The organism is Burkholderia reimsis (assembly GCF_003294055.1).
Classification (GTDB): domain Bacteria; phylum Pseudomonadota; class Gammaproteobacteria; order Burkholderiales; family Burkholderiaceae; genus Burkholderia; species Burkholderia cepacia.
In genome coordinates this window covers 45,120-71,445 of record NZ_QMFZ01000004.1, presented here as the reverse complement: position 1 = coordinate 71,445, position 26,326 = coordinate 45,120, and the positions used below count along the sequence as shown (strand labels likewise).

The following is a 26,326-nucleotide window of genomic DNA, read 5'->3' as shown; positions in this document are numbered from 1 at the left end:
CGGGAGTTTACACGTGGACGAGCGTACCTTCGTCCTCGCCCAGCACGATGCGCTTGAGCGCGCCCGGCTTGTTGATCGAAAACACGCGAATCGGCAGCTTCTGGTCGCGGCACAGCGCGAAGGCCGTCGCGTCCATCACCTGCAGGTTGCGGCTGATCGCCTCGTCGAACGTGATCGTCGTGTAGCGCGTAGCCGACGGATCCTTCTTCGGATCGGCAGAATATACGCCATCGACCTTGGTCGCCTTCAGCACCACCTCGGCGCCCACTTCCGAACCGCGCAGCGCGGCGGCCGTGTCGGTCGTGAAGAACGGGTTGCCCGTACCGGCCGCGAAGATCACGACGCGGCCTTCCTCGAGCTGGCGAATCGCGCGGGGCCGGATGTACGGCTCGACGACCTGGTCCATGCGCAGCGCGGACTGCACGCGCGCCTCGATGCCGGCGTGGCGCATCGCGTCCTGCAGCGCCAGCGCGTTCATCATCGTCGCGAGCATCCCCATGTAGTCCGCCGTCGCGCGATCCATGCCGGCCGCGCCACCCGCGACACCGCGGAAAATATTACCGCCACCGATCACGACCGCGAGCTGCGTACCGAGACGCACGACTTCGGCGATATCGGCCACCATCCGTTCGATCGTCGCGCGATTGATGCCGAAGGCATCGTCGCCCATCAGCGCTTCGCCGGAGAGTTTGAGGAGGACGCGTTTATAGGCATTGGACATAGGGGCTTCCGAGCGACGAGAGGATGACAACCACGAACTGTAGGGGCGAAATACTGATTCGGGCAAGCGCCGACGGTCGAACCGGGTTTCCCGGCCGGCCGGCGGCGGCGCCGACCGCGGCGGAGCGGACGCCCGCCGCGGATACTGCCTGACTGCTTACGGCTTACTGCTGCTTTGCTGCTGCGACTTGCGCGGCCACTTCGGCGGCGAAGTCGTCCTGGCGCTTCTCGATGCCTTCGCCGACGACGAACAGCGCGAACTTCTGCACTGCCGCATTCGCTGCCTTCAGCATCTGCTCGATCGTCTGCTTGTCGTTCTTCACGAACGTCTGGTTCAGCAGCGACACTTCCTTCAGGTACTTCTGGACGCTGCCGTCGACCATCTTCGCGACGATCTCGGCCGGCTTGCCCGATTCCGCAGCCTTCTGCTCGGCCACGCGGCGTTCCGTCTCGATCAGTTCCGCCGGCACGTCAGCCGACGACAGCGCGACCGGCTTCATTGCCGCGATGTGCATCGCGACGTCCTTGCCGACCTGCTCTTCCGCGCCCGTGTACTCGACGATCACGCCGATACGCGCGCCGTGCAGGTACGTTGCGATCTTGTTCGCGGTTTCGAAACGGACGAAACGGCGGATCGAGACGTTCTCGCCGATCTTGCCGATCAGGGCCAGACGCACCGCGTCGACCGTCGAGCCTTCGAGCGGCAGTGCCGACAGCGCTGCCACGTCGGCCGGGTTCTGCGTCGCGACGAGTTCTGCAACCGTCTTCGAGAATGCGAGGAAGTCGTCGTTCTTCGCGACGAAGTCGGTTTCGCAGTTCAGCTCGACCAGCGCGCCTGCGTTGCCGCCGACGAACGATGCAACGACGCCTTCTGCCGTCACGCGCGATGCCGCCTTGCTTGCCTTGTTGCCGAGCTTGACGCGCAGCAGCTCTTCAGCCTTGGCCAGATCGCCGTCGGCTTCCGTCAGCGCCTTCTTGCACTCCATCATCGGTGCGTCGGTCTTCGCGCGCAGTTCTGCCACCATGCTTGCGGTAATTGCCGCCATCATTCGCTCCTTGAGTCTGTATTCACAACGCCGCCCGCTTGGACGCGAACGGCCGAAAATCGTTTCCGGACCCGCGCCGATTCGGCGCGATCAGGTCCGGCGCACAAGCTTAAAAAAAGGGGGCCTGTTGAGAGCCCCCTTTTTGCGCCGGCTCGGGGCCAGTTACGCGTTTTCCTCGACGTACTCGTCGTCGCCGCGTGCGGCCTGGACCACTTCGTTGACCGCGTTCGCACGGCCTTCGAGGATCGCGTCGGCCACGCCTTCGGCGTACAGCGCGACTGCCTTGCTCGAGTCGTCGTTACCCGGGATCACGTAATCCACACCTTCCGGCGAGTGGTTCGTATCGACCACGGCGATGACCGGCACGCCCAGCTTGTTCGCTTCCGTGACGGCAATCTTGTGGTAGCCGACGTCGACGACGAAGATTGCGTCCGGAATGCCGCCCATGTCCTTCACGCCGCCGATCGACTTCTGCAGCTTCGCGATTTCGCGTTCGAACAGCAGCGCTTCCTTCTTGCTCATCTTCTCGAGCTCGCCTGCCTCGACTGCCGCTTCCATGTCCTTCAGGCGCTTGATCGATACCTTCAGCGTCTTGAAGTTGGTCATCATGCCGCCGAGCCAGCGTGCGTTGACGTACGGCATGCCTGCGCGCTGCGCTTCCTGGGCGATCGTGTCACGCGATTGACGCTTCGTGCCGACGAACAGGATCGTGCCGCGGTTCGCTGCCAGCTGGCGCACGTACTTCTGTGCGTCCGTGAACATCGGCAGCGTCTTTTCGAGGTTGATGATGTGAATCTTGTTGCGGTGACCGAAAATGAACGGAGCCATCTTCGGGTTCCAGAAGCGCGTCTGGTGACCGAAGTGGACACCCGCTTCCAGCATTTGGCGCATCGTAACTGCCATGTAAATTCTCCACGAGGGTTGGGTCTTAAGCCGGCCGCCGTACCGCCGCACGAACCTGCCCCGAAAGGCACGATTTCCGCGCGGCCGGCACCCTGGTTGCGCCGGCTTGCGATTCGGCACGTGCAAAACGCCCGTGCCGTAAGCCTTTCACCGCGATGCCGCCCCGCAATGGGGCACTACGGCATTTGGATGTCGACTTAGCCAAAGAGTATAGCACGCCGATTTGTCCGCTCTCAAGTCGCTCACCACTTTCGCTTGCCGCGCGGCAGCCGGCCGGACAATCCGCGAAAACCCGCATCCGCACCGCCGGCAGGGGCTGCGACGCCTGCCAGAAGGTGCGATAATCCGTCAATTCACCGCATTCCAGGCATACCTCGATGGCTATTACGCTCAAAAACGAACACGATATCGCCGAGATGCGCGTCGCCTGCCGTCTCGCGAGCGAAGTGCTCGACTTCATCACGCCGCACGTCGTCGCCGGCATCACGACCGCCGAACTCGACCGCCTCTGCCACGAGTTCATGCTCAACGAACAGGGCACGATCCCGGCACCGCTGAACTACCAGCCGCCCGGCTACCCGCCGTACCCGAAGGCCACCTGCATTTCGGTCAACGACGTGATCTGCCACGGCATTCCCGGCGAGAAGGTGATCAAGAACGGCGACGCGCTGAACATCGACATCACCGTGATCAAGAACGGCTACTTCGGCGACACCAGCCGGATGTTCATCGTCGGCGAGGGCTCGATCCTCGCGAAGCGCCTCGTGCAGACCACCTACGAGTGCATGTGGCTCGGCATCGACCAGGTCAAGCCCGGCGCGCACCTCGGCGACATCGGCTACGCGATCCAGAAGCACGCGGAAGCGCAAGGCTACAGCGTCGTGCGCGAATACTGCGGCCACGGCATCGGCACGGTGTTCCACGAGGATCCGCAGGTCGTCCACTACGGCCGCCCGGGCACCGGCATCGAACTGAAGGCCGGGATGATCTTCACGATCGAGCCGATGATCAACGCCGGCAAGCGCGACATCCGCACGATGCCCGACCAGTGGACGGTCAAGACGCGCGACCGCAGCCTGTCGGCGCAGTGGGAGCACACGGTGCTCGTCACCGAAACCGGCTACGAGGTGCTGACCGTGTCGGCCGGCACGCCGGCGCGCCCCGTGTTCGCGCAACCGGCCGCCGCGGTCTGAGCGCCGTCGCGCCAGCCCGCCCTACCCGCACCACCCGCACCTGACTGGCCGCCCATGAGCGCTCACGCCGCCCCCTCGCCCGACGCGCTGTCGCGGCGCGCCGAATTCAAGGCCGCCAAGACGGAGATGCTCGAGCGCTTTCGCCGCGCGACGAACGTCGCGTCCCTGATGCACGCGCTGTCGAAACTCACCGACGATGCGCTCAAGCGCGTGTGGGACGACTGCGGGCTGCCCGCGACGCTCGCGCTCGTCGCCGTCGGCGGCTACGGGCGCGGCGAGCTCGCGCCCTATTCCGACGTCGACATCCTCGTGCTGCTGCCCGATGCGCACGACCCCACGCTCGACGCGCGCATCGAGCGCTTCATCGGGATGGCGTGGGATCTCGGCCTCGAGATCGGCAGCAGCGTGCGCACGGTCGCGCAGTGCATCGAGGAGGCGTCGCAGGACGTCACGGTGCAAACGTCCCTGCTGGAAGCGCGGCGCATCGTCGGCAGCACCGCGCTGTTCGAGCGCTTCACGGTGCGCTACCACGAGGCGCTCGACGCCCGCGCGTTCTTCACCGCGAAGGTGCTCGAGATGCGCCAGCGCCACGCGAAGTTCCAGGACACGCCGTACAGCCTCGAGCCGAACGTGAAGGAAAGTCCCGGCGGCCTGCGCGACCTGCAGACGATCCTGTGGATCGCGCGCGCGGCGGGCTTCGGCAGCAGCTGGCGCGAACTCGACACGCGCGGCCTTATCACCGATCGCGAAGCGCGCGAGCTGCGCCGCAACGAAGGTTTCCTGAAGACGCTGCGCGCGCGGCTGCACGTGATCGCCGGCCGCCGCCAGGACATGCTCGTGTTCGACCTGCAGACGCAGGCGGCCGAGAGCTTCGGCTACGAGCCGACGCAGACCAAGCGCGCGAGCGAGCAGCTGATGCGCCGCTATTACTGGGCCGCGAAAGCCGTCACGCAGCTCGCGACGATCCTGATCCAGAACATCGAGGCGCAGCTCTTTCCCGCGACGAGCGGCATCACGCGCGTGCTGTCGCCCGACCGCTTCGTCGAGAAACAGGGGATGCTCGAGATCGTCGACGACGGCGTGTTCGAGCGCCATCCCGACGCGATCCTCGAAGCGTTCCTGCTGTACGAGACGACCCGCGGCGTGAAGGGCCTGTCCGCCCGCACGCTGCGCGCGCTGTACAACTCGCGCGAGATCATGAACAACGCGTGGCGCCGCGATCCGCAGAACCGCGACACGTTCATGCGGATCCTGCAGCAGCCCGAAGGGATCACGCACGCGTTCCGGCTGATGAACCAGACGAGCGTGCTCGGCCGCTATCTGCTGAACTTCCGCCGCATCGTCGGCCAGATGCAGCACGACCTGTACCACGTGTACACGGTCGACCAGCACATCCTGATGGTGTTGCGCAACATCCGCCGCTTCGCGGTGGCCGAGCACGCGCACGAATATCCGTTCTGCAGCCAGTTGATCGGCAACTTCGAGCGCCCGTGGGTGCTGTATGTCGCCGCGCTGTTCCACGACATCGCGAAAGGCCGCGGCGGCGATCACTCGACGCTCGGGATGGCCGATGCGCGGCGCTTCTGCCGCGAGCACGGCATCGCCGGCGACGACGCGTCGTTGATCGTGTGGCTCGTCCAGCATCACCTGACGATGAGCCAGGTCGCGCAGAAGCAGGACACGAGCGACCCGGAGGTCATCAAGCGCTTTGCCGAAGTCGTCGGCAACGAACGCTACCTCACCGCGCTGTACCTGCTGACCGTCGCCGATATCCGCGGCACGAGCCCGAAGGTGTGGAACACGTGGAAAGGCAAGCTGCTCGAGGACCTGTACCGCATCACGCTCGCGGTGCTCGGCGGGGCCAACCCCGACGCGCATTCGGAGCTGAAGTCGCGGCAGGAGCAGGCGCTCGCGCTGCTGCGCCTCGAGACCGTGCCCGACGACGCCCATCGCGCACTGTGGGACCAGCTCGACGTCGGCTTCTTCCTGCGTCACGACGCAGCCGACATCGCGTGGCAGACACGCGTGCTGTACCGGCACGTGAACGCCGAAACCGCGATCGTCCGCGCGCGGCCGTCGCCGATCGGCGACGCGCTGCAGGTGCTCGTGTACGTGAAGGATCGCCCCGACCTGTTCGCGGGCATCTGCGCGTATTTCGACCGCAACGGGCTGTCGGTGCTCGACGCGCGCGTCAGCACGACACGTCACGGCTACGCGCTCGACAACTTCATCGTCACGCAGACCGAACGCGACGTGCGCTACCGCGACATCGCGAATCTCGTCGAACAACAGCTCGCGTCGCGGCTCACCGAAACCGCACCGCTGCCGGAGCCGTCCAAGGGCCGCCTGTCGAGGCTGTCCCGGACGTTTCCGATCACGCCGCGCGTCGACCTGCGGGCCGACGAGCGCGGCCAGTACTACATCCTGTCCGTGTCGGCCAACGACCGGCCGGGCCTTCTCTATTCGATCGCGCGCGTACTTGCCGAGCATCGGATCGGCGTCCATGCGGCGCGGATCAATACGCTCGGCGAACGCGTCGAGGACATCTTCCTGCTCGCGGGTGCCGGCCTGTCCGACAACCGCCTGCAGATCCAGCTTGAAACCGAGTTGCTGCGTGCGATCGCAGTCTGAATGAATTCCAGCGTTTATGCGCACCAAACTAACCGTCAAGAATCCGAAGCCGGCGTCGCCGACCCGCGCCCCTGTCCGCTCCGGCAGCCTCGTCGCCCGCAAGGCGGTGCGTCCCGCTGCGCCGCCCGCAGGGGACAAGCCGGCCCGCCCGAAGAAGGCGTCCCCGGCCGCCGCCGGCGAACGCTCGTTCAAGCCGCGCGGCGCGGCAGGCGCCGAGCGCCCGGGCGCGGATCGCGCACCGGCCAAGCGTGCGCCGCGTGACGGCGGTGCCGAACGCGGCACGCGCGCGCCATATCGCGACAACGCGGCCGGCGAAGGGGCGAAGCGCAGCTTCGGCGATCGACGCACGTCGTCCGATCGTCCGCCGCGCCGTGATGACGACGCACGTCCGCGTCGCGCGGGTGGCGACGACGACAAACGCTCGTCCTATCGCGACAAGGCAGCCGGTGAAGGTGCAAAGCGCAGCTTCGGCGACCGCCGCACGTCGTCCGATCGCCCGCCGCGTCGTGATGACGATGCACGTCCGCGTCGCGCGGGTGGTGAAGGCGGCGCACGCGCGCCGTACCGTGACAATGCATCCGGCGAAGGCGCGAAGCGCAGCTTCGGTGACCGCCGCCCGTCGTCCGATCGTCCGCCGCGCCGTGATGACGACGCACGTCCGCGTCGCGCGGGTGGTGAAGGCGGCGCGCGCGCGCCGTACCGCGACAATGCATCCGGCGAAGGCGCGAAGCGCAGCTTCGGCGACCGCCGCACGTCGTCCGATCGTCCGCCGCGCCGTGATGACGATGCCCGTCCGCGCCGCGCAGGTGGCGACGACGACAAACGCCCGTCCTATCGCGACAAGGCAACCGGCGAAGGCGCAAAGCGCAGCTTCGGCGATCGACGCACGTCGTCCGATCGTCCGCCGCGTCGTGATGACGATACCCGTCCGCGCCGCGCAGGCGCCGACGACGGCAAGCGCCCGACCTATCGCGACAAGGCATCCGGCGAAGGCGCAAAGCGCAGCTTCGGCGACCGCCGCACGTCGTCCGATCGTCCGCCGCGTCGTGATGACGATGCCCGTCCGCGCCGCGCAGGTGCCGACGACGGCAAACGCCCGTCCTATCGCGACAAGGCGCCCGCCGAAGGCGCAAAGCGCAGCTTCGGCGACCGCCCGGCTCGCCCCGCACGCGACGGCGAACGCCGCTCGTTCGGTGCGGTCAAGACCGCGCAACCGGTCAAGCGCGCGGCGGCCGACGTCGACTACGGCGACGAAACGGGCCTGATGCGCCTGTCGAAGCGGATGTCCGAGCTCGGCATGTGCTCGCGCCGCGAAGCCGACGAATGGATCGAAAAGGGTTGGGTACTCGTCGACGGCGAACGCATCGACACGCTCGGCACCAAGGTCCGCGCCGACCAGAAGATCGAGATCGACGAGCGCGCGAGCGCCGCGCAGGCCGCGCAAGTGACGATCCTGCTGCACAAGCCCGTCGGTTATGTGTCGGGCCAGGCGGAAGATGGCTACGAGCCGGCAGCCGTGCTGATCACGCGCGCGAACCGGTGGAGCGGCGACCATTCGCCGGTCCGCTTCTCGCCGCAGCACCTGCACGCGCTCGCACCGGCCGGCCGCCTGGACATCGATTCGACCGGCCTGCTCGTGCTGACGCAGAACGGCGTGATCGCGAAGCAGCTGATCGGCGAACAGTCGGATATCGACAAGGAGTACCTGGTGCGCGTGCGCTTCGGCGAACGGCTGATCGACATCGACCAGCACTTCCCGGCGGAATCGCTCGCGAAGCTGCGCCATGGCCTCGAGCTCGACGGCGTCGCGCTGAAGCCCGCGATGGTGAGCTGGCAGAACGGCGAGCAGTTGCGCTTCGTGCTGCGCGAAGGCAAGAAGCGCCAGATCCGCCGCATGTGCGAACTGGTGGGCCTCGACGTGATCGGCCTGAAACGCGTCCGGATGGGCCGCGTGATGCTCGGCGCACTGCCGCAGGGGCAATGGCGCTATCTGTCGGCCGACGAGACGTTCTGACCGCCGGCGCGCCACACGTGCGCCATGCAATGAAAAAGCCCGCGCAAGCGGGCTTTTTCTTGTCTGCGAGAAACCGGGAAAGCAGAAGGATCAGTCGTCGGAAGCCGGATCGAGCCCCGGGAACAGCACCTCCGTGAAGCCGAAGCGCGTGAAATCGGTGATCCGCATCGGATACAGCTTGCCGATCAGGTGGTCGTATTCGTGCTGGACGACGCGTGCGTGAAAACCGTCGGCGACACGATCGATCTTCTCGCCGAACTGGTCGAAGCCGCTGTAGCGCACCTTCGCGTAGCGGCTGACGACGCCGCGCATGCCCGGCACCGACAGGCAGCCTTCCCAGCCCTCTTCCATGTCCGGCGGCAGGTACTCGACCTTCGGGTTGATCAGCACGGTCTCGGGCACCGGCGGCGCTTCCGGGTAGCGGTTGTTGTTGCCGAAGCCGAAGATGATGATCTGCAGCCCGATGCCGATCTGCGGCGCGGCCAGGCCGGCGCCGTTCGCATGGTGCATCGTCTCGAACATGTCCGCGACGATCTCGTGCAGCTCGGGTGTATCGAACCGCTCGACCGGCTTGGCGACTTCGAGCAGGCGCGGATCGCCCATCTTCAGGATCTCGCGAATCATGGCGTATTGCCCTCCAGGAGTTGGTGCAGGCCGTCTTCGTCCAGCACGGGGATGCCGAGTTCCTCGGCCTTCGCGAGCTTGCTGCCGGCTTCGGCGCCCGCGACCACGTAATCCGTCTTCTTCGATACCGAACCGGCCACTTTCGCGCCCGCCGCTTCGAGCATTTCCTTCGCGGCATCGCGCGTGAGCGTCGGCAGCGTGCCCGTCAGCACGACGGTCTTGCCGGCCAGCACGCCCTGCGGCGCCTTCGGCGCGGGCGGCCCTTCCGGCCACGTCACCTTGCCCGGCGCACGCAATTGCTCGATCACGGTCCGGTTGTGCTCTTCCGCGAAAAACTGGTGGAGCGACTCGGCGACGATCGGCCCGACGTCGTTGACTTCGAGCAGCTCTTCGATCGACGCGTCCATGATCGGCGTGAGCGAGCCGAAATGCTTCGCGAGATCCTTCGCGGTCGATTCGCCCACGTGACGGATACCGAGCCCGTAGATGAAGCGCGCGAGCGTCGTGTGCTTCGCCTTCTCGAGCGAGTCGAGCAGGTTCTGTGCGGACTTCTCGGCGAACCGGTCGAGCTCGGCGAGCGTCGCAAAGCCGAGATTGAACAGGTCGGCCGGCGTGCGCACGAGATTCAGCTCGACGAGCTGGTCGATGATCTTCTCGCCGAGACCGTCGATGTCGAGCGCGCGGCGCTGCGCGAAGTGCCACAGCGCCTGCTTGCGCTGCGCCGGGCAGAACAGGCCGCCCGTGCAGCGCGCGATCGCCTCGTCCGGCAGGCGCTCGATCTTCGAGCCGCACACCGGGCATTCGGTCGGCATCACGAATTCGGCCGCATCGGCCGGGCGCCGGTCGAGCAGCGCGCCGACCACCTCGGGGATCACGTCGCCGGCGCGGCGCACGATCACGGTATCGCCGATCCGGATGTCCTTGCGGCGCACCTCGTCCTCGTTGTGCAGCGTCGCGTTGGTCACCGTCGCGCCGCCGACGAACACGGGCTCGAGGCGCGCGACCGGTGTGATCGCGCCGGTGCGCCCGACCTGCACGTCGATCGCGACGAGCTTCGTCAGCGCTTCCTGCGCGGGGAACTTGTGAGCGAGCGCGAAGCGCGGCGCACGCGACACGAAGCCGAGGCGCTCCTGCTCGTCACGCCGGTTGACCTTGTAGACGACACCGTCGATGTCGTAGGGCAGAGACTCGCGCTTCTCGCCGATCTTGCGGAAGAAGTCGAGCAAACCCTCGGCGCCCTGCACGACCGCGCGCTCGCGGTTCACGGGCAGGCCGAGCGACTCGTACCAGTCGAGCAGCGCGCTGTGCGTATCGGGCATCGGCATCCCGTCGAGCACGCCGATCCCGTACGCGAAGAACGACAGCGGACGCTGCGCGGTGATCTTCGAGTCGAGCTGGCGCAGGCTGCCGGCCGCCGCGTTGCGCGGGTTCGCGAATTCGCGCTGTTCGGCCGCGCGCTGGCGTTCGTTCAGGCGTGCGAAATCGCGCTTGAACATCAGCACCTCGCCGCGCACGTCGAGTACGGCCGGCACGTTCTTGCCCTTCAGCTTCAGCGGAATCGAGCGGATCGTGCGCACGTTCTCGGTCACGTCCTCGCCGGTCGTGCCGTCGCCGCGCGTCGACGCCTGCACGAATACGCCCTGCTCGTAACGCAGCGAGATCGCGAGACCGTCGAACTTCAGTTCGCACGCGTAGTCGACCGGCTCCGTCACCGAACCGGCGAGATCGGTCGCCTTGTCGAGCGCGTCGGCGACGCGCTTGTCGAACGCGACGATGTCCTCGTCGGCAAAACCGTTGTTCAGCGACAGCATCGGCGCATCGTGGACGACCGGCGTGAAGCCGCCGGCCGCCTCGCCGCCCACGCGCTGCGTCGGCGAATCGGGCGTCACGAGTTCGGGATGATCGGTTTCGAGCTGCTGCAGTTCGCGAAACAGTCGGTCGTATTCGGCGTCGGGCAGATCCGGCTGATCGAGCACGTAGTAGGCGTAGTTCGCCCGCTCGAGTTGGTCGCGCAGCCACGCGGCGCGCGCGTCGGGCTGGCTGGCTGGCGGTTCGGCTTGGGTTCGGGCCATGCTGGCGGCAGATTCGTTCTGAGAAAATCGGATGCCCGATTATCTCAGTTTGCCGCCGTGGCGGGGCGCGCAAAACGCGCCCGATGCGCGTGCTGCAGCGCAAACAGCGAGGTGTGCGCCGCAGCGACGAACGGCGGCGCCGAAGCCCGCCGCCCGTGCGTTCGCGTTACTGGCTGAAGAGGCGGCGCGTGACCGGCGAACCGGCCGGGATGCCGGCTTCCTCGAGCTTCGCGTACAGCTTCATCAGTTGCTGGTCGATCGCGACGAGCGTCGATTCCGGCAACGGCCGGCGCGAATCGTCGACGACCCGCGCACCGATCCGTTCGGACAGCGACTTCGCGTAGTCGCACATCAGCCGGAACGGCAGGATGTCCTCTTCGGCGACCGGCACGTCGAGCACCAGCGTGATCATGTTGCCGCCCTTGTACGTGAGGTCGTCACGCAGGAAGTTCGTGTCGCCGAACTGCAGCATGAACACCGGGTTCTGCTTCGCGTCGAGCTTCACGAAACGCGTGCCGTCGCGGGACAGCAGCAGCCCGTCCTGCGACGCGACCGCCTGCACGTAGTTCGCCGACCACGGCGCGCCGTCCGACATCACGTTGATCGACAGTTGCGCGTCGCATTGCGCGGCAAACGCGTCGAGCTCGCGCGCCATCGCGACCGTTTCCATCATGTCCGGGAATTCCGGCGCGCCGTCGATCGCGTCGGCGAACTGCTGGACACCCGTCACGAATTCGGAGAACTCGAGCTCGTTCAGCGCGCCGCTGCGGTTCGCGAGCTGCGCGGCTGCGCGCAGTTCCTCGTAGCGCACGCCGTTCTGCAGCAGCTCCCACTGGCCGCCTTCGGGCTTGCCTTCGATATGCACGGGCTTGCTGCCCGCGCGGCGCAGCCGCTGCGCGGCCGGCAGGATCTTGTCGCCCGGCAGCAAACCGTTGAGCCGGATCGGCACGATGCAGTCGATCCGGCGGTCGACGATCGCCGGCGGTGCCGACGAGATCGTCGTAGCAGCCGGCAGCACGGGTTCGACCGGCTCGGCCGCTTCAGCGTGCGTGTCGTGCGCGGCGGCCGGCACGGTGTATTCGCCGGCAACCGCGTCGACCGGCTCGGCCGGCTCTGCCGACGGCTCGACACCGGTCGCCTCGGCCTGCAGGTCGGCCGGCATGTCGGCAGGCGCCGCACCGCCGAAGGTCGGCTCGACGCGCGCGACTTCCGCCGACGTGGCGGCCGCAGCAGCAGTCGCAGCCGGCACAGCAGGTTCGCGCCGCACCGGCTGACGCACCGGCTCGATGAACGGCAACTCTTCGTCGCGCTCGGGGCGGTTCATCGCCTCGGCCGCTTCCTCCGGCATCGGGCGCGGCATCCTGCGCCGCACTTTCGCGCCCTGCCATGCGTTGTAGACCACGACGCCGCCCACCACGACGGCGCCCGCGCCGATCAAACCGAGTGTCAACTCGTCCATGCACGCTCCATCAGCAATTCTTGTTCGTCGGAACCGCGAACGGGCGCCCATGCGCCGCGCGAACGCGGTCCGGTTTCGTCAAACGTCAATTCTGGGCAAAACCCGCGGCGGTTTCCATGTCCACCGCGACGATCCGCGACACGCCCTGCTCCTGCATCGTCACGCCGATCAGCTGCTGCGCCATCTCCATCGCGATCTTGTTGTGCGAGATGAACAGGAACTGCGTCTTGTCGGACATCGCGCGCACGAGATTCGCGAAACGCTCGGTGTTCGCGTCGTCGAGCGGCGCGTCGACCTCGTCGAGCAGACAGAACGGCGCCGGATTGAGCTGGAACATCGCGAACACCAGTGCGGTCGCGGTCAGCGCCTTCTCGCCGCCCGACAGCAGGTGAATCGTCGCGTTCTTCTTGCCCGGCGGCTGCGCCATCACCTGCACGCCGGCATCGAGGATCTCGTCGCCCGTCATGATCAGCTTCGCCTGGCCGCCGCCGAACAGGCGCGGGAACAGGTCGCTGAAGTGACGGTTGACCTCGTCGAAAGTGCCTTGCAGCAGCGTGCGGGTTTCCTGGTCGATCTTGTGGATCGCGTCCTCGAGCGTCGTGATCGCGTCGATCAGGTCGGCCGACTGCGCATCGAGGAACACCTTGCGCTCGCTCGCGGCCTTCAGCTCGTCGAGCGCGGCCATGTTCACCGGGCCGAGCGCGTTGATCGCGTTGTTCAGGCGCGTGACCTCGCCTTGCAGGTACGACGGCTTCAGATCCGGCGTGAGCTTCTCGCGCAGCGCTTCCTCGTCGACCTCGGCCGCGGTCAGTTGCTCGGCGAACTGCTCGACCGCCAGGCGCGCGGCCTGCTCCTTCAACTGCAATTCGGTGATGCGGTCGCGCAGCGGCTGCAGCGAGCGCTCGGCGACGAGCCGCTGCTCGTCCGACGCGCGCAGCTTCGCGGTCAGGTCGTCGAGTTCGATCCGCGCGGCCTGCAGCGCCTCTTCCTTCACCGCACGCACTTCGAGCGCGTCCTGCAGGCCCGTGTGCGCGGTCTGCTCGTTGATCGTCTCGAGTTCGGCGCGTGCGTCTTCCAGCGATCCGGCAACACGTTCGCTCTGCTCGTGCGCGACCTGGATGCTGCGCTTGAGTTCGTCGATCCGCGTGACCGCGTTGCGCGCTGCGAAGCGCGCGTCGTTCGCGCCGCGCTCCAGGTCGCGCGCTTCCTGACGCGCCTGCGTCAGCGATTCGTCGAGTGCTTCGAATGCGAGCTGGTTGTCCTCGAAGCGCGCCTGCAGCTCCGCGAGTTCGCCGTCGAAACGCTCGAAATTCGCTTCCGATTCAGCGCGCATCGCGCGCTGCTCTTCGATCTGCGCGCCGATTTCCTCGAGTTCCTCGCGGATCTGCGTGCTGCGCTGCGTGTAACGTTCGTGCGCCTGAGCGAGCTTCAGCACGTCCATCTGCAGCGCGTGCACGCGTTGCGTCGCACGCTCGGCCTGTGCGCGCACGTCGCCGAGCGCCTGCGTGGCCTGCGTGTGCGCGGCTTCCGCGCGCACGGCTGCCGTGCGCGCCTCGTCGGCGAGCAGCGCCTGCGCACGCACCTGGCGCGTCAGGTTTTCGATTTCCTGCTGGCGGGCCAGCATCCCGGCCTGCTCCGAATCGGCGGCATAGAGCTGCACGCCGACGCGCGTGACGACATGGCCGGCCTTGACGACGAACGCGCCGCCTGCCGGCAGCTGCGTGCGCGTCGCGAGCGCCTGTGCGACGTCGTCGGCGACATACACGTTGCCGAGCCAGTCGTTCAGCACCGCACGGATGCCCGCATCGTCGATGCGCACGAGCGACAGCACCGGGCGCAGGCCCGCCACGGCCGCGGGCGGTTCGCCGGCCGCAGGCGGCGCATAGAACGCGAGCTTCGCCGGCGGCGCATCGGTCGCGAATGCCTTCACCCAGTCGAGATTCGACACTTCGAGCGCGGCGAGACGCTCGCGCAGCACGGCCTCGAGTGCCGCTTCCCAGCCGGCTTCGACGTGCAGCTTCTTCCACAGGCGCGGCAGCGCGCCGAGCTCGTGCTTGTCGAGCCACGGCTGCACCTTGCCTTCGGTCTGCACGTTTTCCTGCAGTTGCTTCAACGCGGCGAGACGCGCCTCCAGCTGGTGGATCTGCGCGGCCTCGGCCTGCACGCGCTCCTGCGCGGCACGGCGTTCGCCATCGAGGCGCGGCACCGTTTCCTGCGCGTCGGCGAGGCGCGCCTGCGCTTCGGCAAGGATCTCTTCCTGCTCGGCCAGCTGCATGCGCAGCTCCTCGAGCTGGGCCTCGTCCGGCGCGTCGAGCCCGCCCGCTTCGCTCTTCAGGCGCTCATGGCGTTGCTGAAGCTGCTGAAGCTGCTGGTCGGCGTTGCGCTGGTGCGCGGCCTCGAGTTTCAGCGACTGTTCGGTCTGCGCGATCCGCGCGCGCTCGTCGTTGAGCTGCGCCTGCGCATCGCGCCATTTCGCTTCGAGCGCCGGCAGTGCGTCGTGCTTCGCGGCGGCGTTGTCTTCGGCGAGCGCGGCCTTCTCGTCGGCCATCGCGCGCGCTTCCTCGGCTTCCTCGAGCTCGTCCTGCGCCTTCTCGGCCTGCGCCCGCCATTGCTCGCGCTGCGCATTCAGCGCGGCGATCTGCGCCTGCACGCGATTGCGCGATTCGACGATGAACTTGATCTCGGCTTCGAGGCGGCTCACCTCGGCATTCGCCTCGTAGAGCGAACCCTGCGCGCCCTGCATCGCGTCGCTCGCCGAGTAATGCGCGACACGCAGCGTCTCGAGCTGCGCCTCGACCTCGCGCAGCTTCGCCGTCTGCGCCTCGAGGTCGATCTGCGCCTGTTCGATCGCGCGCTGCTGCTTCTGCTGCTCGCCGGCGGCCTCGTTCTTGCGCAGCAGCCACAGCAGGCGCTGCTTCTCCTCGCCGTCGGCGACGAGTTCCTTGTACCTCGTCGCGACGACGGCCTGCGCCTCGAGCTTCTCGAGGTTCGCACCGAGTTCGCGGACGATGTCCTCGACGCGCGTCAGGTTCTCGCGCGTGTCGTGCAGGCGGTTCTCGGTTTCGCGGCGGCGCTCCTTGTACTTCGATACGCCCGCGGCCTCCTCGAGGAACACGCGCAGCTCTTCCGGCTTCGCCTCGATGATCCGCGCGATCATGCCCTGCCCGATGATCGCGTACGCACGCGGCCCGAGGCCCGTGCCGAGGAAGATGTCCTGGATGTCGCGGCGACGCGCCGGCAGGTTGTTGATGTAGTAACTCGACGTGCCGTCGCGCGTGAGCACGCGCTTTACGGCGATCTCGCCGTACTGGCCCCACTGGCCAGCCGCGCGGCCGTCGGAGTTGTCGAAGATCAGTTCGACGCTGGCCCGGCTGCCGGGCTTGCGGGCGGTCGAGCCGTTGAAGATCACGTCCTGCATCGACTCGCCGCGCAGCTCGGAAGCGCGCGACTCGCCGAGCACCCAGCGCACGGCGTCGATGATGTTGGACTTGCCGCACCCGTTCGGGCCCACCACGCCGACAAGCTGGCCCGGAACCTGGAAATGCGTGGGATCGACAAAGGATTTGAAGCCAGCGAGTTTGATCGAGCTCAGACGCACGGCGGTATCGGATGTGAAGAAGGTGTGAAACGGACGGAGCCGCACTGCGCGAGGCCGGACGGCCCATGCGCGCGACGCGCCCCGGAATTCAAAAGCGGGGCCGCGCGCATCCAGCGTTGGGCCCCGCAAACGGCTTCCATCATACCATCGCGCGTGCACCGTCCCGACCGTCGCCGGGTTTGTCCGGTGCCGGCGCGGCACGATGGACCCGGCTCGACAGCAGCGTGGCCAGCACGATGCATGCGCCGCCCGCCCACTCGCGCGCGGTCGGCAGCTCGTTCGCGAACACCCACGCCGACAGCGCGGTGATCACGATCTCGAACAGCATGATGATCGACGCGCGGTTCGCCGGCACACGCGCGAGCCCGTACTGGACGAGCAGGTTGTTCGACGCCATCGTCACGCCGATCGCGACGATGATCAGCGCGGCGACACCGAGCTGGCCGCCCGCCGGCGCAGCCGGCAGCCCCTCGAACAGCGACGCGATCGCGCCGAACACGGCCGCGCCGCCGAACAGCGTCGCGGTGCGCATCTCCGCGCGCATCTCCGGCAGCTCGCGGCTCGCCTTGATCACGAGCACGTTGCTCATCGCGAAGCTCAGCCCGGCAGCGAGGCCGGCCCATTCGGCCGGGCTGGCCGGCAGCGGCAGGCCGAGCGCCGGCGACCACAGCATCAGCATCGCGCCGCCGATCGACAGCGCCGCGAGCCCCGCGCCGGCCCAGGTCAGCCGCTCGCGCAGCAGGAAGTGCGCGTAGATCGCGGTCCACGCGGGGGTCAGGTAGAACAGCAGCATCACACGCAGCACTTCGCCGTGGATCGTGCCCCACACGAACCCGAGGTTCGTCACGCCGGCCGTCACCGCAATGCCGGCCAGCACCCAGTGCCAGCGCAGCGTCGCGATCGTGCGGTGCCGCGCGACGATCACGAACAGGAACGCGACGAGGCTCGTCAGCGCGCTCGCGAGCGTGCCCGTCACGCCGAGCGACGCAAGGATCCGCAGCGGATACCAGATCAGGCCCCATACCGATGCGCCGATCAGGATGGCCAGCGTCGGCAGGCTGCCGCGTACCGCGTTATTCATTTGGTTCGATACCCTTTATTCGACCGGCCCGGCCGCCGTTCCGGCAGGCCGTGACCGCGTTCCGTCACGCTATAATCGTCCGTTGCGACCCGTGCGCCCGCGGCGCCCGTTCGCAGCCGCGCGGCGCGCCCGCCGCTTCTTTCGCTCCAACCGGCCGCGATGGCCGCTTCGCCCGTGAACCCTCGACTCGACTCGCTCCAGCCCTATCCCTTCGAAAAGCTGCGCGCCCTGTTCAAGGACGTGACGCCCTCCGGCGCCCTCAAACCGATCAGCTTCGGCATCGGCGAGCCCAAACATGCGACCCCGGCGCTGATCCGCGACGCCGTGGTGGCCGCGCTCGACGGTCTCGCGTCGTACCCGGCCACCGCCGGCTCGGACGCGCTGCGTACGTCGATCGCGCACTGGCTCGAGCGCCGCTACGGGCTGCCGGCCATCGATCCGGCCACGCAGGTGCTGCCCGTGTCGGGCTCGCGCGAGGCGCTGTTCTCGCTCGCCCAGACGGTGATCGACGCACGCCCGTCCGAAACGGGCGAGAAGGCGATCGTACTCTGTCCGAATCCTTTCTATCAAATTTACGAAGGCGCGGCGCTGCTGGCCGGTGCCGAACCCTATTTCGCGAACAGCGACCCGGCCCGCAACTTCGCGTGCGACTACGCGTCGGTGCCCGACGCAGTCTGGGCGCGCACGCAGCTGCTGTACGTGTGCTCGCCGGGCAACCCGACGGGCGCCGTGCTGACGCTCGACGACTGGCGCGAGCTGTTCGCGCTGTCCGACCGCCACGGTTTCGTGATCGCGTCCGACGAGTGCTATTCGGAAATCTATTTCGACGAAGCGGCGCCGCCGCTCGGCGGCCTCGAGGCCGCGCACCGCCTGGGCCGCGGTTTCGAGCGGCTCGTGATGCTGTCGAGCCTGTCGAAACGCTCGAACGTGCCGGGCATGCGCTCGGGTTTCGTCGCCGGCGACGCCGCGCTGCTGAAGAAATTCCTGCTGTACCGCACGTACCACGGCGCGGCGCTGTCGCCGGTCTGGCAGCACGCGAGCATCGCCGCGTGGAACGACGAGGCGCACGTGCGCGAGAACCGCGCGCTGTACCTGCAGAAGTTCAGCACGGTCACGCCGATGCTCGCCGACGTGATCGACGTGAAACTGCCCGACGCGGCGTTCTACCTGTGGGCCAACGTGTCGCGCACCGGCCTGTCGGACACCGAGTTCGCCCGTCGCCTGTACGCCGACTATAATGTGACGGTTCTGCCCGGCTCGTACCTGGCGCGCGATGCGCACGGCACGAATCCGGGCCGCGATTTCATCCGGATCGCGCTCGTCGCGGGCACCCCCGAATGCGTCGAGGGCGCGCAACGCATCGTCGATTTCTGCCGGTCTCTCGCGCGGTAATCGTCCATCCGATCAATTCCATCCAATCTCCTGCGAAAACGAACATGTCGCAACAACTTCAGCAAATCATCGATACCGCCTGGGACAACCGCGCCGAGCTGTCGCCGAAGGCCGCACCGGCCGACGTCCGCGAAGCCGTCGCGCACGCGATCGAGCAGCTCGACAAAGGCGCGCTGCGCGTTGCCGAGAAGATCGACGGCAACTGGACCGTGCACCAGTGGCTGAAGAAGGCCGTGCTGCTGTCGTTCCGCCTGGAGGACAACGCGCCGATGCCCGCCGGCGGCTACTCGCAGTTCTACGACAAGGTGCCGTCGAAGTTCGCGAACTACACGGCCGAAGATTTCGCCGCAGGCGGCTTCCGCGTCGTCCCGCCGGCCATCGCGCGCCGCGGCTCGTTCATCGCGAAGAACGTCGTGCTGATGCCGTCGTACACCAACATCGGCGCGTACGTCGACGAAGGCACGATGGTCGACACGTGGGCAACGGTCGGTTCGTGCGCGCAGATCGGCAAGAACGTGCACCTGTCGGGCGGCGTCGGCATCGGCGGCGTGCTCGAGCCGCTGCAGGCGAACCCGGTCATCATCGAAGACAACTGCTTCATCGGCGCCCGCTCGGAAGTCGTCGAAGGCGTGATCGTCGAGGAAAACTCGGTGATCTCGATGGGCGTGTACCTCGGCCAGAGCACGAAGATCTACGATCGCGAGACGGGCGAAGTCAGCTACGGCCGCATCCCGGCCGGTTCGGTCGTCGTCGCCGGCAACCTGCCGTCGAAGGACGGCTCGCACAGCCTGTACTGCGCGGTGATCGTCAAGAAGGTCGACGCGAAGACGCGTGCGAAGGTCGGCCTGAACGAGCTGCTGCGAGGCGACTGATGGCGAAGCCGCACACCGTGGTCGTCTACGGCATTCCGAACTGCGACACCGTGAAGAAGGCCCGCGTGTGGCTCGACGATCACGGCGTCGAATTCGAGTTCCACGACTTCAAGAAGCTCGGCGTCAGCGCGCCGCTGATCGAAGACTGGCTGAAGGACGTGTCGCTCGACGCACTCGTCAACAAGCGCGGCACCACGTGGCGCGGCCTCGACGACGCAATGAAGGCGGCCGCCGAAACGAAGACCGGCGCGGTCGCGCTGATGATCCACAAGCCGTCGGTCATCAAGCGCCCCGTGCTGGTGGTCAACGGCCGCGTGAAATCGCTCGGCTTCGTGGCCGATCAATACGCGGCGCTGTTTGCCGCATAGGGCTGCCCGCGCTGCGCCTGTCGGCGCAGCCCGACGTCTTGTCGCTGCCGGCCACCGCGCCGGCATTTTTTATCGAAAGTGGTCCGAACCATGTCCGCCACCCTAGCCCTTACCGAACAGCTGATCGCCCGTGCGTCCGTGACGCCCGACGACCAGCATTGCCAGCAGATCATGACCGAGCGCCTCGCCGCACTCGGCTTCGAATGCGAGACCATCGCGTCGCACGGCGTGACCAACCTGTGGGCCGTCAAGCGCGGCGCCGACGGCCGCGACGGCAAGCTGCTCGCCTTCGCGGGCCACACCGACGTCGTACCGACCGGCCCGCTCGAGCAATGGAGCTCGCCGCCGTTCATCCCCGCGCATCGGGACGGCAAGCTGTACGGCCGCGGCGCAGCCGACATGAAGACGTCGCTCGCGGCGTTCGTCGTCGCGTCCGAGGAATTCGTCGCGGCACACCCCGGCCACCGCGGCGCGATCGCATTCCTGATCACGAGCGACGAGGAAGGCCCCGCCACCGATGGCACCGTGAAGGTCGTCGAGCTGCTCGAAGCGCGCGGCGAACGCATGGACTACTGCATCGTCGGCGAACCGACGTCGACCCACGAACTCGGCGACGTCGTCAAGAACGGCCGACGCGGCTCGATGTCGGGCGAACTGGTCGTCAAGGGCGTGCAGGGTCACATCGCCTATCCGCACCTCGCGAAGAACCCGATCCACCTGCTCGCGCCGGCGCTCGCCGAGCTCGCCGCCGAGCAATGGGACGAAGGCAACGAATACTTCCCGCCGACCACCTGGCAGGTATCGAACCTGCACGCCGGCACCGGCGCGACCAACGTGATCCCCGGCCACGCCGACCTGCTGTTCAACTTCCGCTTCTCGACCGCGAGCACGGTCGAGGGCCTGCAGGCACGCGTGCACGCGATCCTCGACAAGCACGGCCTCGAATACACGCTGAAATGGTCGGTGAGCGGCCTGCCGTTCCTCACGCCGCGCGGCGAGCTGTCGGGCGCGCTGGAAAACGCGATCCGCACCGAGACCGGCATCACGACCGAGCTGTCGACCACGGGCGGCACGTCGGACGGCCGTTTCATCGCGCGTATCTGCCCGCAGGTGATCGAGTTCGGCCCGCCGAACGGCAGCATCCACAAGATCGACGAGCACATCGAAGTGCGCTTCATCGATCCGCTGAAGAACGTGTACCGCCGCGTGCTCGAACAACTGATCGCCTGATGGAGCCTCGCATGACGACACCTTTTGCCACAGTCCGCGACCTGCTGCGCTACGCGGTCACGCGCTTCTCGAAGGCGAAGCTCGCGTTCGGCCACGGCTCCGACAATGCGTACGACGAAGCGGCCTACCTCGTGCTGCGCACGCTCGACCTGCCGCTCGACACGCTCGAGCCGTTCCTCGACGCACGGCTCCTGCCCGACGAAATCGCGGCCGTGCTCGCGGTGATCGAACGGCGCGCGACCGACCGCGTGCCGGCCGCGTACCTCACGCATGAAGCCTGGATGCATGGCCACCGCTTCTACGTCGACGAACGCGTGATCGTGCCGCGCTCGTTCATCGGCGAACTGCTCGACGACGGACTGCAGCCGTACGTCGCCGATCCCGAACAGGTCGGCGCCGTGCTCGAGCTGTGCACGGGCTCGGGCTGCCTCGCGATCCTCGCGGCGAGCGCGTTCCCGAATGCCGAGATCGACGCGGTCGACCTGTCCGACAAGGCCCTCGAAGTCGCCGAGATCAACGTGCGCGACTACGGCCTCGAAGACCGCATCGGGCTGCACCGCGGCGACCTCTACGCGCCGCTGCCCGCATTCCGCACGGACCCGGGCACGCGTTACGACGTAATCCTGACGAACCCGCCGTACGTGAATGCGTCGTCGATGGCCGCACTGCCGCCCGAGTACCGGCACGAGCCGGAGATGGCGCTCGCGGGTGGCGACGACGGGATGGACATCGTGCGACGCATCGTCGCCGAAGCCCATCGCTGGCTGCACGACGACGGCGTGCTCGTCGTCGAGATCGGCAACGAGCGCGAGAACGTCGAAGCCGCGTTCGGCGGCCTCGAACTCACGTGGCTGCCGACCAGCGCGGGCGACGACGCCGTGTTCCTGATCCAGGCGTCGGACCTGCCGCGCAAAGCCTGAGCCTTTTCGGCTCGCCCACCGTGCGGTGCACCGTTGCGCCGCACGGTTGGGTAAGATGCGCGTAGGCGGCCGCCCGGCCGCGCGACCTCAGGAGTCCGTCACGCGCCCATGACCCTCGACTGGCTACATCTCGGCACCCTGATCCTGACCATCCACGTGCTCGGGATCGTCGCTGCGTGCCACGCGATCATGAACACGCGCACGTCGCAAGGCGCGATCGCATGGGCCGTCTCGCTTGCGGCCATGCCGTACCTGACGCTCGTTCCGTACCTGTTCCTCGGTCGCAGCAAGTTCTCCGGCTACGTCGACGCCCGGCGCCACGAGCTGGAAATGTTGCGCATGCACACACCCCGCTCGCCCTGGCTCAGCACCGACGCGACCGACGGGCCGGCCGCCGACGCGATCGGCCAGGCCGCGGTGCTCGCGCTTACGCGGCTCGGCGGCATGCCGTTCCTCGGCGGCAATTCGGTGCGCACGCTCGTGAACGGCGATGCGACGTTCTCGGCGATCCTCGCCGCAATCGACGCCGCGCGCGATTACGTGGTGGTGCAGTTCTTCATCGTGCGCGACGATGCACTTGGCCGGATGCTGCGCGACTCGCTGCTCGCGCGTGCGGCAGCCGGCGTGCGCTGCTGCCTCCTGTACGACAGCATCGGCAGCTTCGACTTGCCGCACAGCTACGTCGACACCTTACGCCGGGGCGGCGTCGAGGTGCATCCGTTCGCGACCAACCGGAAGTTCGTCAACCGTTTCCAGCTCAACTTCCGCAACCACCGCAAGATCGTCGTCGTCGACGGCAATCGCGCGTTCGTCGGCGGCCACAACGTCGGCGTCGAATATCTCGGTGCGAAGCCGCGCCTGTCACCGTGGCGCGACACGCACATCGAGATACGCGGCCCCGTGGTCGCGAGCATCCAGTACGTGTTCGCCGAAGACTGGCACTGGGCGACGCAGAAGCTGCCGCCGCTCGCGATGCCGCCGCCCGCGCAGCCGGGCGACAGCATGCATTGCCTCGCCGTGCCGATGGGGCCGGCCGACAAGCAGGAGACGGGCTCGCTGTTCTTCGTCGAGGCGATCAACGCCGCGCGCGAACGGGTCTGGATCACCACGCCGTACCTCGTTCCCGACGAAGCCGTGATCTCCGCGCTGAAGCTCGCCGTCATGCGCGGCGTCGACGTGCGCATCCTGATTCCGAGCCGGCGCGATCACTACGTGGTATTCGAGGCGTCGAAGCTGTACGCGCGCGACCTGGTCGATGCGGGCGTGAAGGTATTCCGCTACCGGCCCGGCTTCCTGCACCAGAAGGTCGTGCTGATCGACCGCATCGCGGCGGCGATCGGCAGCGCGAATCTCGACAACCGTTCGTTCCGCCTCAATTTCGAGATCATGGTGCTGACCGTCGACCGCGCATTCGCCGACGAGGTCGAGACGATGCTCACTGCCGACTTCGCACAGGCGTACGAGGTCGATGCGAACGAATACCGCCGATCGCCTGCCTGGCGACGCATCGCGATGCACGTCGCGCGGCTGTTCGCACCGATCCTCTGACGGCCGGGACCGCGGCGGGCAGGCGCCCCGCACCGGCGCCGCGAACGACGCCGGCAGCCGTCACAGCAGCTTGTCGATATCCGCGGCGATTTCGTCCGGCTTGGTGGACGGCGCATAGCGCTTGACGATGCGCCCTTCGCGATCGATCAGGAATTTCGTGAAGTTCCACTTGATCGCCTTGAGGCCGAGAATGCCGGGCGCCTCGTCGGTCAGGTAGCGGTACAGCGGATGCGCATGGTCGCCCTTCACGTCGATCTTCGCGAACATCGGGAACGTGACGCCGTAATTGCGCTCGCAGAACGCGCCGATCTGCGCGGCGTCGCCGGGCTCCTGCTTGCCGAACTGGTTGCACGGAAAGCCGAGCACATAGAAGCCGCGCGCCGCGTACTGGTCGTACAGCTTCTGCAGGCCCGCGTACTGCGGCGTGAAACCACACTCGCTCGCGGTGTTGACGATCAGCAGCACCTTGCCGCGATACGCGTCGAGCGAGGCCGGCGCGCCGGCAAGCGTCTCTGCGCTGAACGAATACAGGGTGGACATCGGGCACTCCTTTTACGAAACCGGATCGACGTGGAGTCTAGGCGAAATTGCGCCATTGCGGCATCCGCCGAACGGCCAATGCCCGGCGCAAGCGGCGCGCAGTCTAGAATAGCGGTTTTGGCCAGTCATTTCCGCCGTGATCCGTTTCAATCAGTTCAGCCTTGCGCGCGGCACGAAGCCGCTGTTCGAGTCGACCTCCTTCGTGCTCAATCCCGGCGAGAAAGCCGGCCTGATCGGCGCGAACGGCGCCGGCAAGTCGACGCTGTTCTCGGTCCTGCGCGGCGAGCTGCACTCCGACGGCGGCGATTTCTCGATGCCGCCGTCGTGGCGGATCGCCCATGTATCGCAGGAAACGCCCGCCGTCGACCGCTCGGCGCTCGACTACACGCTCGACGGCGACGCCGCGCTGCGCGAGATCGAGGCGCGCATCGCCGCCGCGTCCGCCGCGCATGACGGCGCCGCCGAAGCCGATGCGCACGCGGCGTTCGCCGACGCCGACGGCTACACCGCGCCGGCCCGTGCCGAGGCGCTGCTGCTCGGTCTCGGCTTCACGCTCGCGCAGACGCGCGAATCCGTCGCCAGCTTCTCCGGCGGCTGGCGCATGCGCCTGAATCTCGCGCAGGCGCTGATGTGCCGCTCCGACTTGCTGCTGCTCGACGAACCGACGAACCACCTCGACCTCGACGCGATCGTCTGGCTCGAAGACTGGCTGCACCGCTACCCCGGCACGCTCGTCGTGATTTCGCACGACCGCGAATTCCTCGATTCGATCTGCAATGTCACGCTGCACCTGGAAAACCGCCAGGTGAAGCGCTACGGCGGCAACTACTCGCAGTTCGAAGTGCTGCGCGCGCAGCAACTGGCGCTGCAGCAAAGCGCCTACGAAAAGCAGCAGAAGACGATCGAGCACCTGCAGAGCTTCGTCGACCGCTTCAAGGCCAAGGCGACCAAGGCCAAGCAGGCGCAGAGCCGGATGAAGGCGCTCGAGAAGATGGAGCTGATCGCGCCCGCGCACATCGCGTCGCCGTTCACGTTCGAATTCCGCACGCCCGATGCCGCGCCGAACCCGATGATGGTGATGGAAGACGTCCGCTGCGGCTACCACGCCGACGGCGGAGCGGAGATCCCGATCGTCGAGCGCGTCGCGCTGTCGATCCAGAACGGCCAGCGCATCGGCCTGCTCGGCGCGAACGGCCAGGGCAAGTCGACGCTGATCAAGACGCTGGCCGGCACGCTCGCACCGCTGTCGGGGCACGTCCGCGACGGCAAGGGGCTGACGATCGGCTATTTCGCGCAGCACCAGCTCGAAACGCTGCGTGAGGACGATTCGCCGCTGGCGCATCTGGCGCGGCTCGCGCCCGACACGCGCGAGCAGGAACTGCGCGACTTCCTCGGCGGCTTCAACTTCTCGGGCGACATGGCAACCAGCCCGGTCGGGCCGTTTTCGGGCGGCGAAAAGGCACGCCTCGCGCTCGCGCTGATCATCTGGCAGAAGCCGAACCTGCTGCTGCTCGACGAACCGACCAACCACCTCGACCTCGAAACGCGCCATGCGCTGACGATGGCGCTCGCGCAGTTCGAGGGCACGCTGATCCTCGTCTCGCACGACCGCCACCTGCTGCGCGCGACGACCGACCAGTTCATGCTGGTCGCGAAGCACCGGCTGCAGCCGTTCGACGGCGACCTCGACGACTACCGCGACTGGCTGCTGCAGCACGCGGCCGAACAGCGCGCCGCCGCGAAGGCGGACAGCGCGGCTTCGTCGGGCGCGGGTGCCGCGGCCAACCGCAAGGACCAGAAGCGTCAGGCCGCCGAGGAACGGCAGCGCCTGTCGGTGCTGAAGAAGCCGCTGCAGACGCGCATCACGAAGCTCGAAAAGGAAATGGAGACGCTGCACGCGGAGAAGGCGCGCCTCGACGCATTCGTCGCCGATCCGGCGAGCTACGAAGCCGAGCGCAAGACGGAGCTGACCGATGCGATCCGCAAGCTCGGGGACGTCAACACGCGTCTCGAGACGGTCGAGGCCGACTGGCTTGCCGCGCAGGAAGAGCTCGAGCAGATCGGCTGACCGCTGTCGCGGCACAACCGGCTGGTACGCCGGCCCGGCGTGCCGGC

At 67.5% G+C, this 26,326-nt stretch carries 19 protein-coding genes; 10 read left to right on the top strand and 9 right to left on the bottom strand.

The genetic code is table 11. The annotated features are described in order from the left end of the window. Positions 1-7: 7 nt before the first annotated feature. The 3 genes from pyrH to rpsB all read right to left on the bottom strand — a co-directional run bounded on the left by pyrH (position 8) and on the right by rpsB (position 2,669). The gene (gene pyrH / locus DPV79_RS06925; RefSeq protein WP_011352459.1) at positions 8-721 is read right to left on the bottom strand and encodes a UMP kinase; all 714 of its coding nucleotides are present in this window, start codon (positions 719-721) and stop codon (positions 8-10) included. 163 nt (positions 722-884) lie between these two features. Beyond that, positions 885-1,766: a translation elongation factor Ts gene (gene tsf / locus DPV79_RS06920; RefSeq protein WP_021159104.1), complete on the bottom strand. Its 882-nt coding sequence runs from the start codon at positions 1,764-1,766 to the stop codon at positions 885-887. Positions 1,767-1,928: 162 nt separating this feature from the next. After that, positions 1,929-2,669: a 30S ribosomal protein S2 gene (rpsB, locus tag DPV79_RS06915; RefSeq protein ID WP_006483818.1), complete on the bottom strand. Its 741-nt coding sequence runs from the start codon at positions 2,667-2,669 to the stop codon at positions 1,929-1,931. A 377-nt stretch (positions 2,670-3,046) separates the two neighbouring features. Here rpsB and map point away from each other — a divergent pair, with 377 nt between their 5' ends. From map to DPV79_RS06895, 3 genes are read left to right on the top strand one after another with little or no spacing between them, the layout of a single operon-like run. Beyond that, the gene (gene map, locus DPV79_RS06905) at positions 3,047-3,862 is read left to right on the top strand and encodes a type I methionyl aminopeptidase (RefSeq protein ID WP_021159103.1); all 816 of its coding nucleotides are present in this window, start codon (positions 3,047-3,049) and stop codon (positions 3,860-3,862) included. A gap of 54 nt (positions 3,863-3,916) precedes the next feature. Further along, a complete protein-coding gene (locus DPV79_RS06900) occupies positions 3,917-6,493 on the top strand; it encodes a [protein-PII] uridylyltransferase (RefSeq protein WP_113045072.1) in 2,577 nt (858 codons plus the stop codon). Between the two features lie 16 nt (positions 6,494-6,509). Next, the gene (locus DPV79_RS06895) at positions 6,510-8,507 is read left to right on the top strand and encodes a pseudouridine synthase (RefSeq protein ID WP_113045071.1); all 1,998 of its coding nucleotides are present in this window, start codon (positions 6,510-6,512) and stop codon (positions 8,505-8,507) included. A gap of 90 nt (positions 8,508-8,597) precedes the next feature. On the opposite strand, the gene def is transcribed toward DPV79_RS06895, so the two are convergent. The 5 genes from def to DPV79_RS06870 form a co-directional block, all read right to left on the bottom strand. Beyond that, on the bottom strand, positions 8,598-9,131 hold the full coding sequence (gene def / locus DPV79_RS06890) for a peptide deformylase (RefSeq protein WP_048020902.1): 534 nt from the start codon (positions 9,129-9,131) through the stop codon (positions 8,598-8,600). After that, a complete protein-coding gene (gene ligA, locus DPV79_RS06885; RefSeq protein ID WP_059687321.1) occupies positions 9,128-11,203 on the bottom strand; it encodes an NAD-dependent DNA ligase LigA in 2,076 nt (691 codons plus the stop codon). The genes def and ligA overlap by 4 nt, the downstream gene beginning before the upstream one ends. Before the next feature lie 166 nt (positions 11,204-11,369). Next, on the bottom strand, positions 11,370-12,662 hold the full coding sequence (locus DPV79_RS06880) for a cell division protein ZipA C-terminal FtsZ-binding domain-containing protein (protein WP_113045070.1): 1,293 nt from the start codon (positions 12,660-12,662) through the stop codon (positions 11,370-11,372). A gap of 85 nt (positions 12,663-12,747) precedes the next feature. Then, on the bottom strand, positions 12,748-16,260 hold the full coding sequence (gene smc / locus DPV79_RS06875; protein WP_059651618.1) for a chromosome segregation protein SMC: 3,513 nt from the start codon (positions 16,258-16,260) through the stop codon (positions 12,748-12,750). 139 nt (positions 16,261-16,399) lie between these two features. Then, on the bottom strand, positions 16,400-17,341 hold the full coding sequence (locus DPV79_RS06870; protein ID WP_027787082.1) for a DMT family transporter: 942 nt from the start codon (positions 17,339-17,341) through the stop codon (positions 16,400-16,402). Positions 17,342-17,500: 159 nt separating this feature from the next. Here DPV79_RS06870 and dapC point away from each other — a divergent pair, with 159 nt between their 5' ends. From dapC to cls, 6 genes are all read left to right on the top strand, one after another. Further along, on the top strand, positions 17,501-18,733 hold the full coding sequence (dapC, locus tag DPV79_RS06865) for a succinyldiaminopimelate transaminase (RefSeq protein WP_059624092.1): 1,233 nt from the start codon (positions 17,501-17,503) through the stop codon (positions 18,731-18,733). A gap of 44 nt (positions 18,734-18,777) precedes the next feature. Further along, positions 18,778-19,605 (top strand): 2,3,4,5-tetrahydropyridine-2,6-dicarboxylate N-succinyltransferase, encoded by an 828-nt coding sequence (gene dapD / locus DPV79_RS06860; protein WP_014896723.1) that lies wholly within the window; start codon positions 18,778-18,780, stop codon positions 19,603-19,605. After that, complete coding sequence (locus DPV79_RS06855; RefSeq protein WP_006478478.1) at positions 19,605-19,973, top strand: ArsC family reductase; 369 nt, start codon at positions 19,605-19,607, stop codon at positions 19,971-19,973. Before dapD ends, DPV79_RS06855 begins: the two co-directional genes overlap by 1 nt. Positions 19,974-20,063: 90 nt before the next feature. Further along, a complete protein-coding gene (gene dapE, locus DPV79_RS06850; protein ID WP_042974803.1) occupies positions 20,064-21,203 on the top strand; it encodes a succinyl-diaminopimelate desuccinylase in 1,140 nt (379 codons plus the stop codon). 11 nt (positions 21,204-21,214) lie between these two features. After that, positions 21,215-22,123 (top strand): 50S ribosomal protein L3 N(5)-glutamine methyltransferase, encoded by a 909-nt coding sequence (prmB, locus tag DPV79_RS06845; RefSeq protein WP_113045069.1) that lies wholly within the window; start codon positions 21,215-21,217, stop codon positions 22,121-22,123. A 108-nt stretch (positions 22,124-22,231) separates the two neighbouring features. Beyond that, entirely contained in the window at positions 22,232-23,671 is a 1,440-nt protein-coding gene (gene cls / locus DPV79_RS06840) for a cardiolipin synthase (RefSeq protein ID WP_113045068.1), read from the top strand. A gap of 60 nt (positions 23,672-23,731) precedes the next feature. On the opposite strand, the gene DPV79_RS06835 is transcribed toward cls, so the two are convergent. Next, positions 23,732-24,211: a glutathione peroxidase gene (locus DPV79_RS06835; RefSeq protein WP_027787077.1), complete on the bottom strand. Its 480-nt coding sequence runs from the start codon at positions 24,209-24,211 to the stop codon at positions 23,732-23,734. 136 nt (positions 24,212-24,347) lie between these two features. On the opposite strand from DPV79_RS06835, the gene DPV79_RS06830 reads away from it, so the two are divergent. Beyond that, on the top strand, positions 24,348-26,279 hold the full coding sequence (locus tag DPV79_RS06830; RefSeq protein ID WP_042974800.1) for an ATP-binding cassette domain-containing protein: 1,932 nt from the start codon (positions 24,348-24,350) through the stop codon (positions 26,277-26,279). Positions 26,280-26,326: the final 47 nt, after the last annotated feature.

Bases quoted from the DNA above. Each gene is read 5' to 3' on its own strand.
- def (WP_048020902.1), bottom strand. From the start codon at position 9,131: ATGATTCGCGAGATCCTGAAGATGGGCGATCCGCGCCTGCTCGAAGTC.
- tsf (WP_021159104.1), bottom strand. From the start codon at position 1,766: ATGGCGGCAATTACCGCAAGCATGGTGGCAGAACTGCGCGCGAAGACC.
- DPV79_RS06870 (WP_027787082.1), bottom strand. From the start codon at position 17,341: ATGAATAACGCGGTACGCGGCAGCCTGCCGACGCTGGCCATCCTGATC.
- cls (WP_113045068.1), top strand. From the start codon at position 22,232: ATGACCCTCGACTGGCTACATCTCGGCACCCTGATCCTGACCATCCAC.
- dapE (WP_042974803.1), top strand. From the start codon at position 20,064: ATGTCCGCCACCCTAGCCCTTACCGAACAGCTGATCGCCCGTGCGTCC.
- dapC (WP_059624092.1), top strand. From the start codon at position 17,501: ATGGCCGCTTCGCCCGTGAACCCTCGACTCGACTCGCTCCAGCCCTAT.
- DPV79_RS06900 (WP_113045072.1), top strand. From the start codon at position 3,917: ATGAGCGCTCACGCCGCCCCCTCGCCCGACGCGCTGTCGCGGCGCGCC.
- map (WP_021159103.1), top strand. From the start codon at position 3,047: ATGGCTATTACGCTCAAAAACGAACACGATATCGCCGAGATGCGCGTC.
- DPV79_RS06880 (WP_113045070.1), bottom strand. From the start codon at position 12,662: ATGGACGAGTTGACACTCGGTTTGATCGGCGCGGGCGCCGTCGTGGTG.
- ligA (WP_059687321.1), bottom strand. From the start codon at position 11,203: ATGGCCCGAACCCAAGCCGAACCGCCAGCCAGCCAGCCCGACGCGCGC.
- DPV79_RS06835 (WP_027787077.1), bottom strand. From the start codon at position 24,211: ATGTCCACCCTGTATTCGTTCAGCGCAGAGACGCTTGCCGGCGCGCCG.
- DPV79_RS06895 (WP_113045071.1), top strand. From the start codon at position 6,510: ATGCGCACCAAACTAACCGTCAAGAATCCGAAGCCGGCGTCGCCGACC.
- DPV79_RS06855 (WP_006478478.1), top strand. From the start codon at position 19,605: ATGGCGAAGCCGCACACCGTGGTCGTCTACGGCATTCCGAACTGCGAC.
- rpsB (WP_006483818.1), bottom strand. From the start codon at position 2,669: ATGGCAGTTACGATGCGCCAAATGCTGGAAGCGGGTGTCCACTTCGGT.
- pyrH (WP_011352459.1), bottom strand. From the start codon at position 721: ATGTCCAATGCCTATAAACGCGTCCTCCTCAAACTCTCCGGCGAAGCG.
- dapD (WP_014896723.1), top strand. From the start codon at position 18,778: ATGTCGCAACAACTTCAGCAAATCATCGATACCGCCTGGGACAACCGC.
- prmB (WP_113045069.1), top strand. From the start codon at position 21,215: ATGACGACACCTTTTGCCACAGTCCGCGACCTGCTGCGCTACGCGGTC.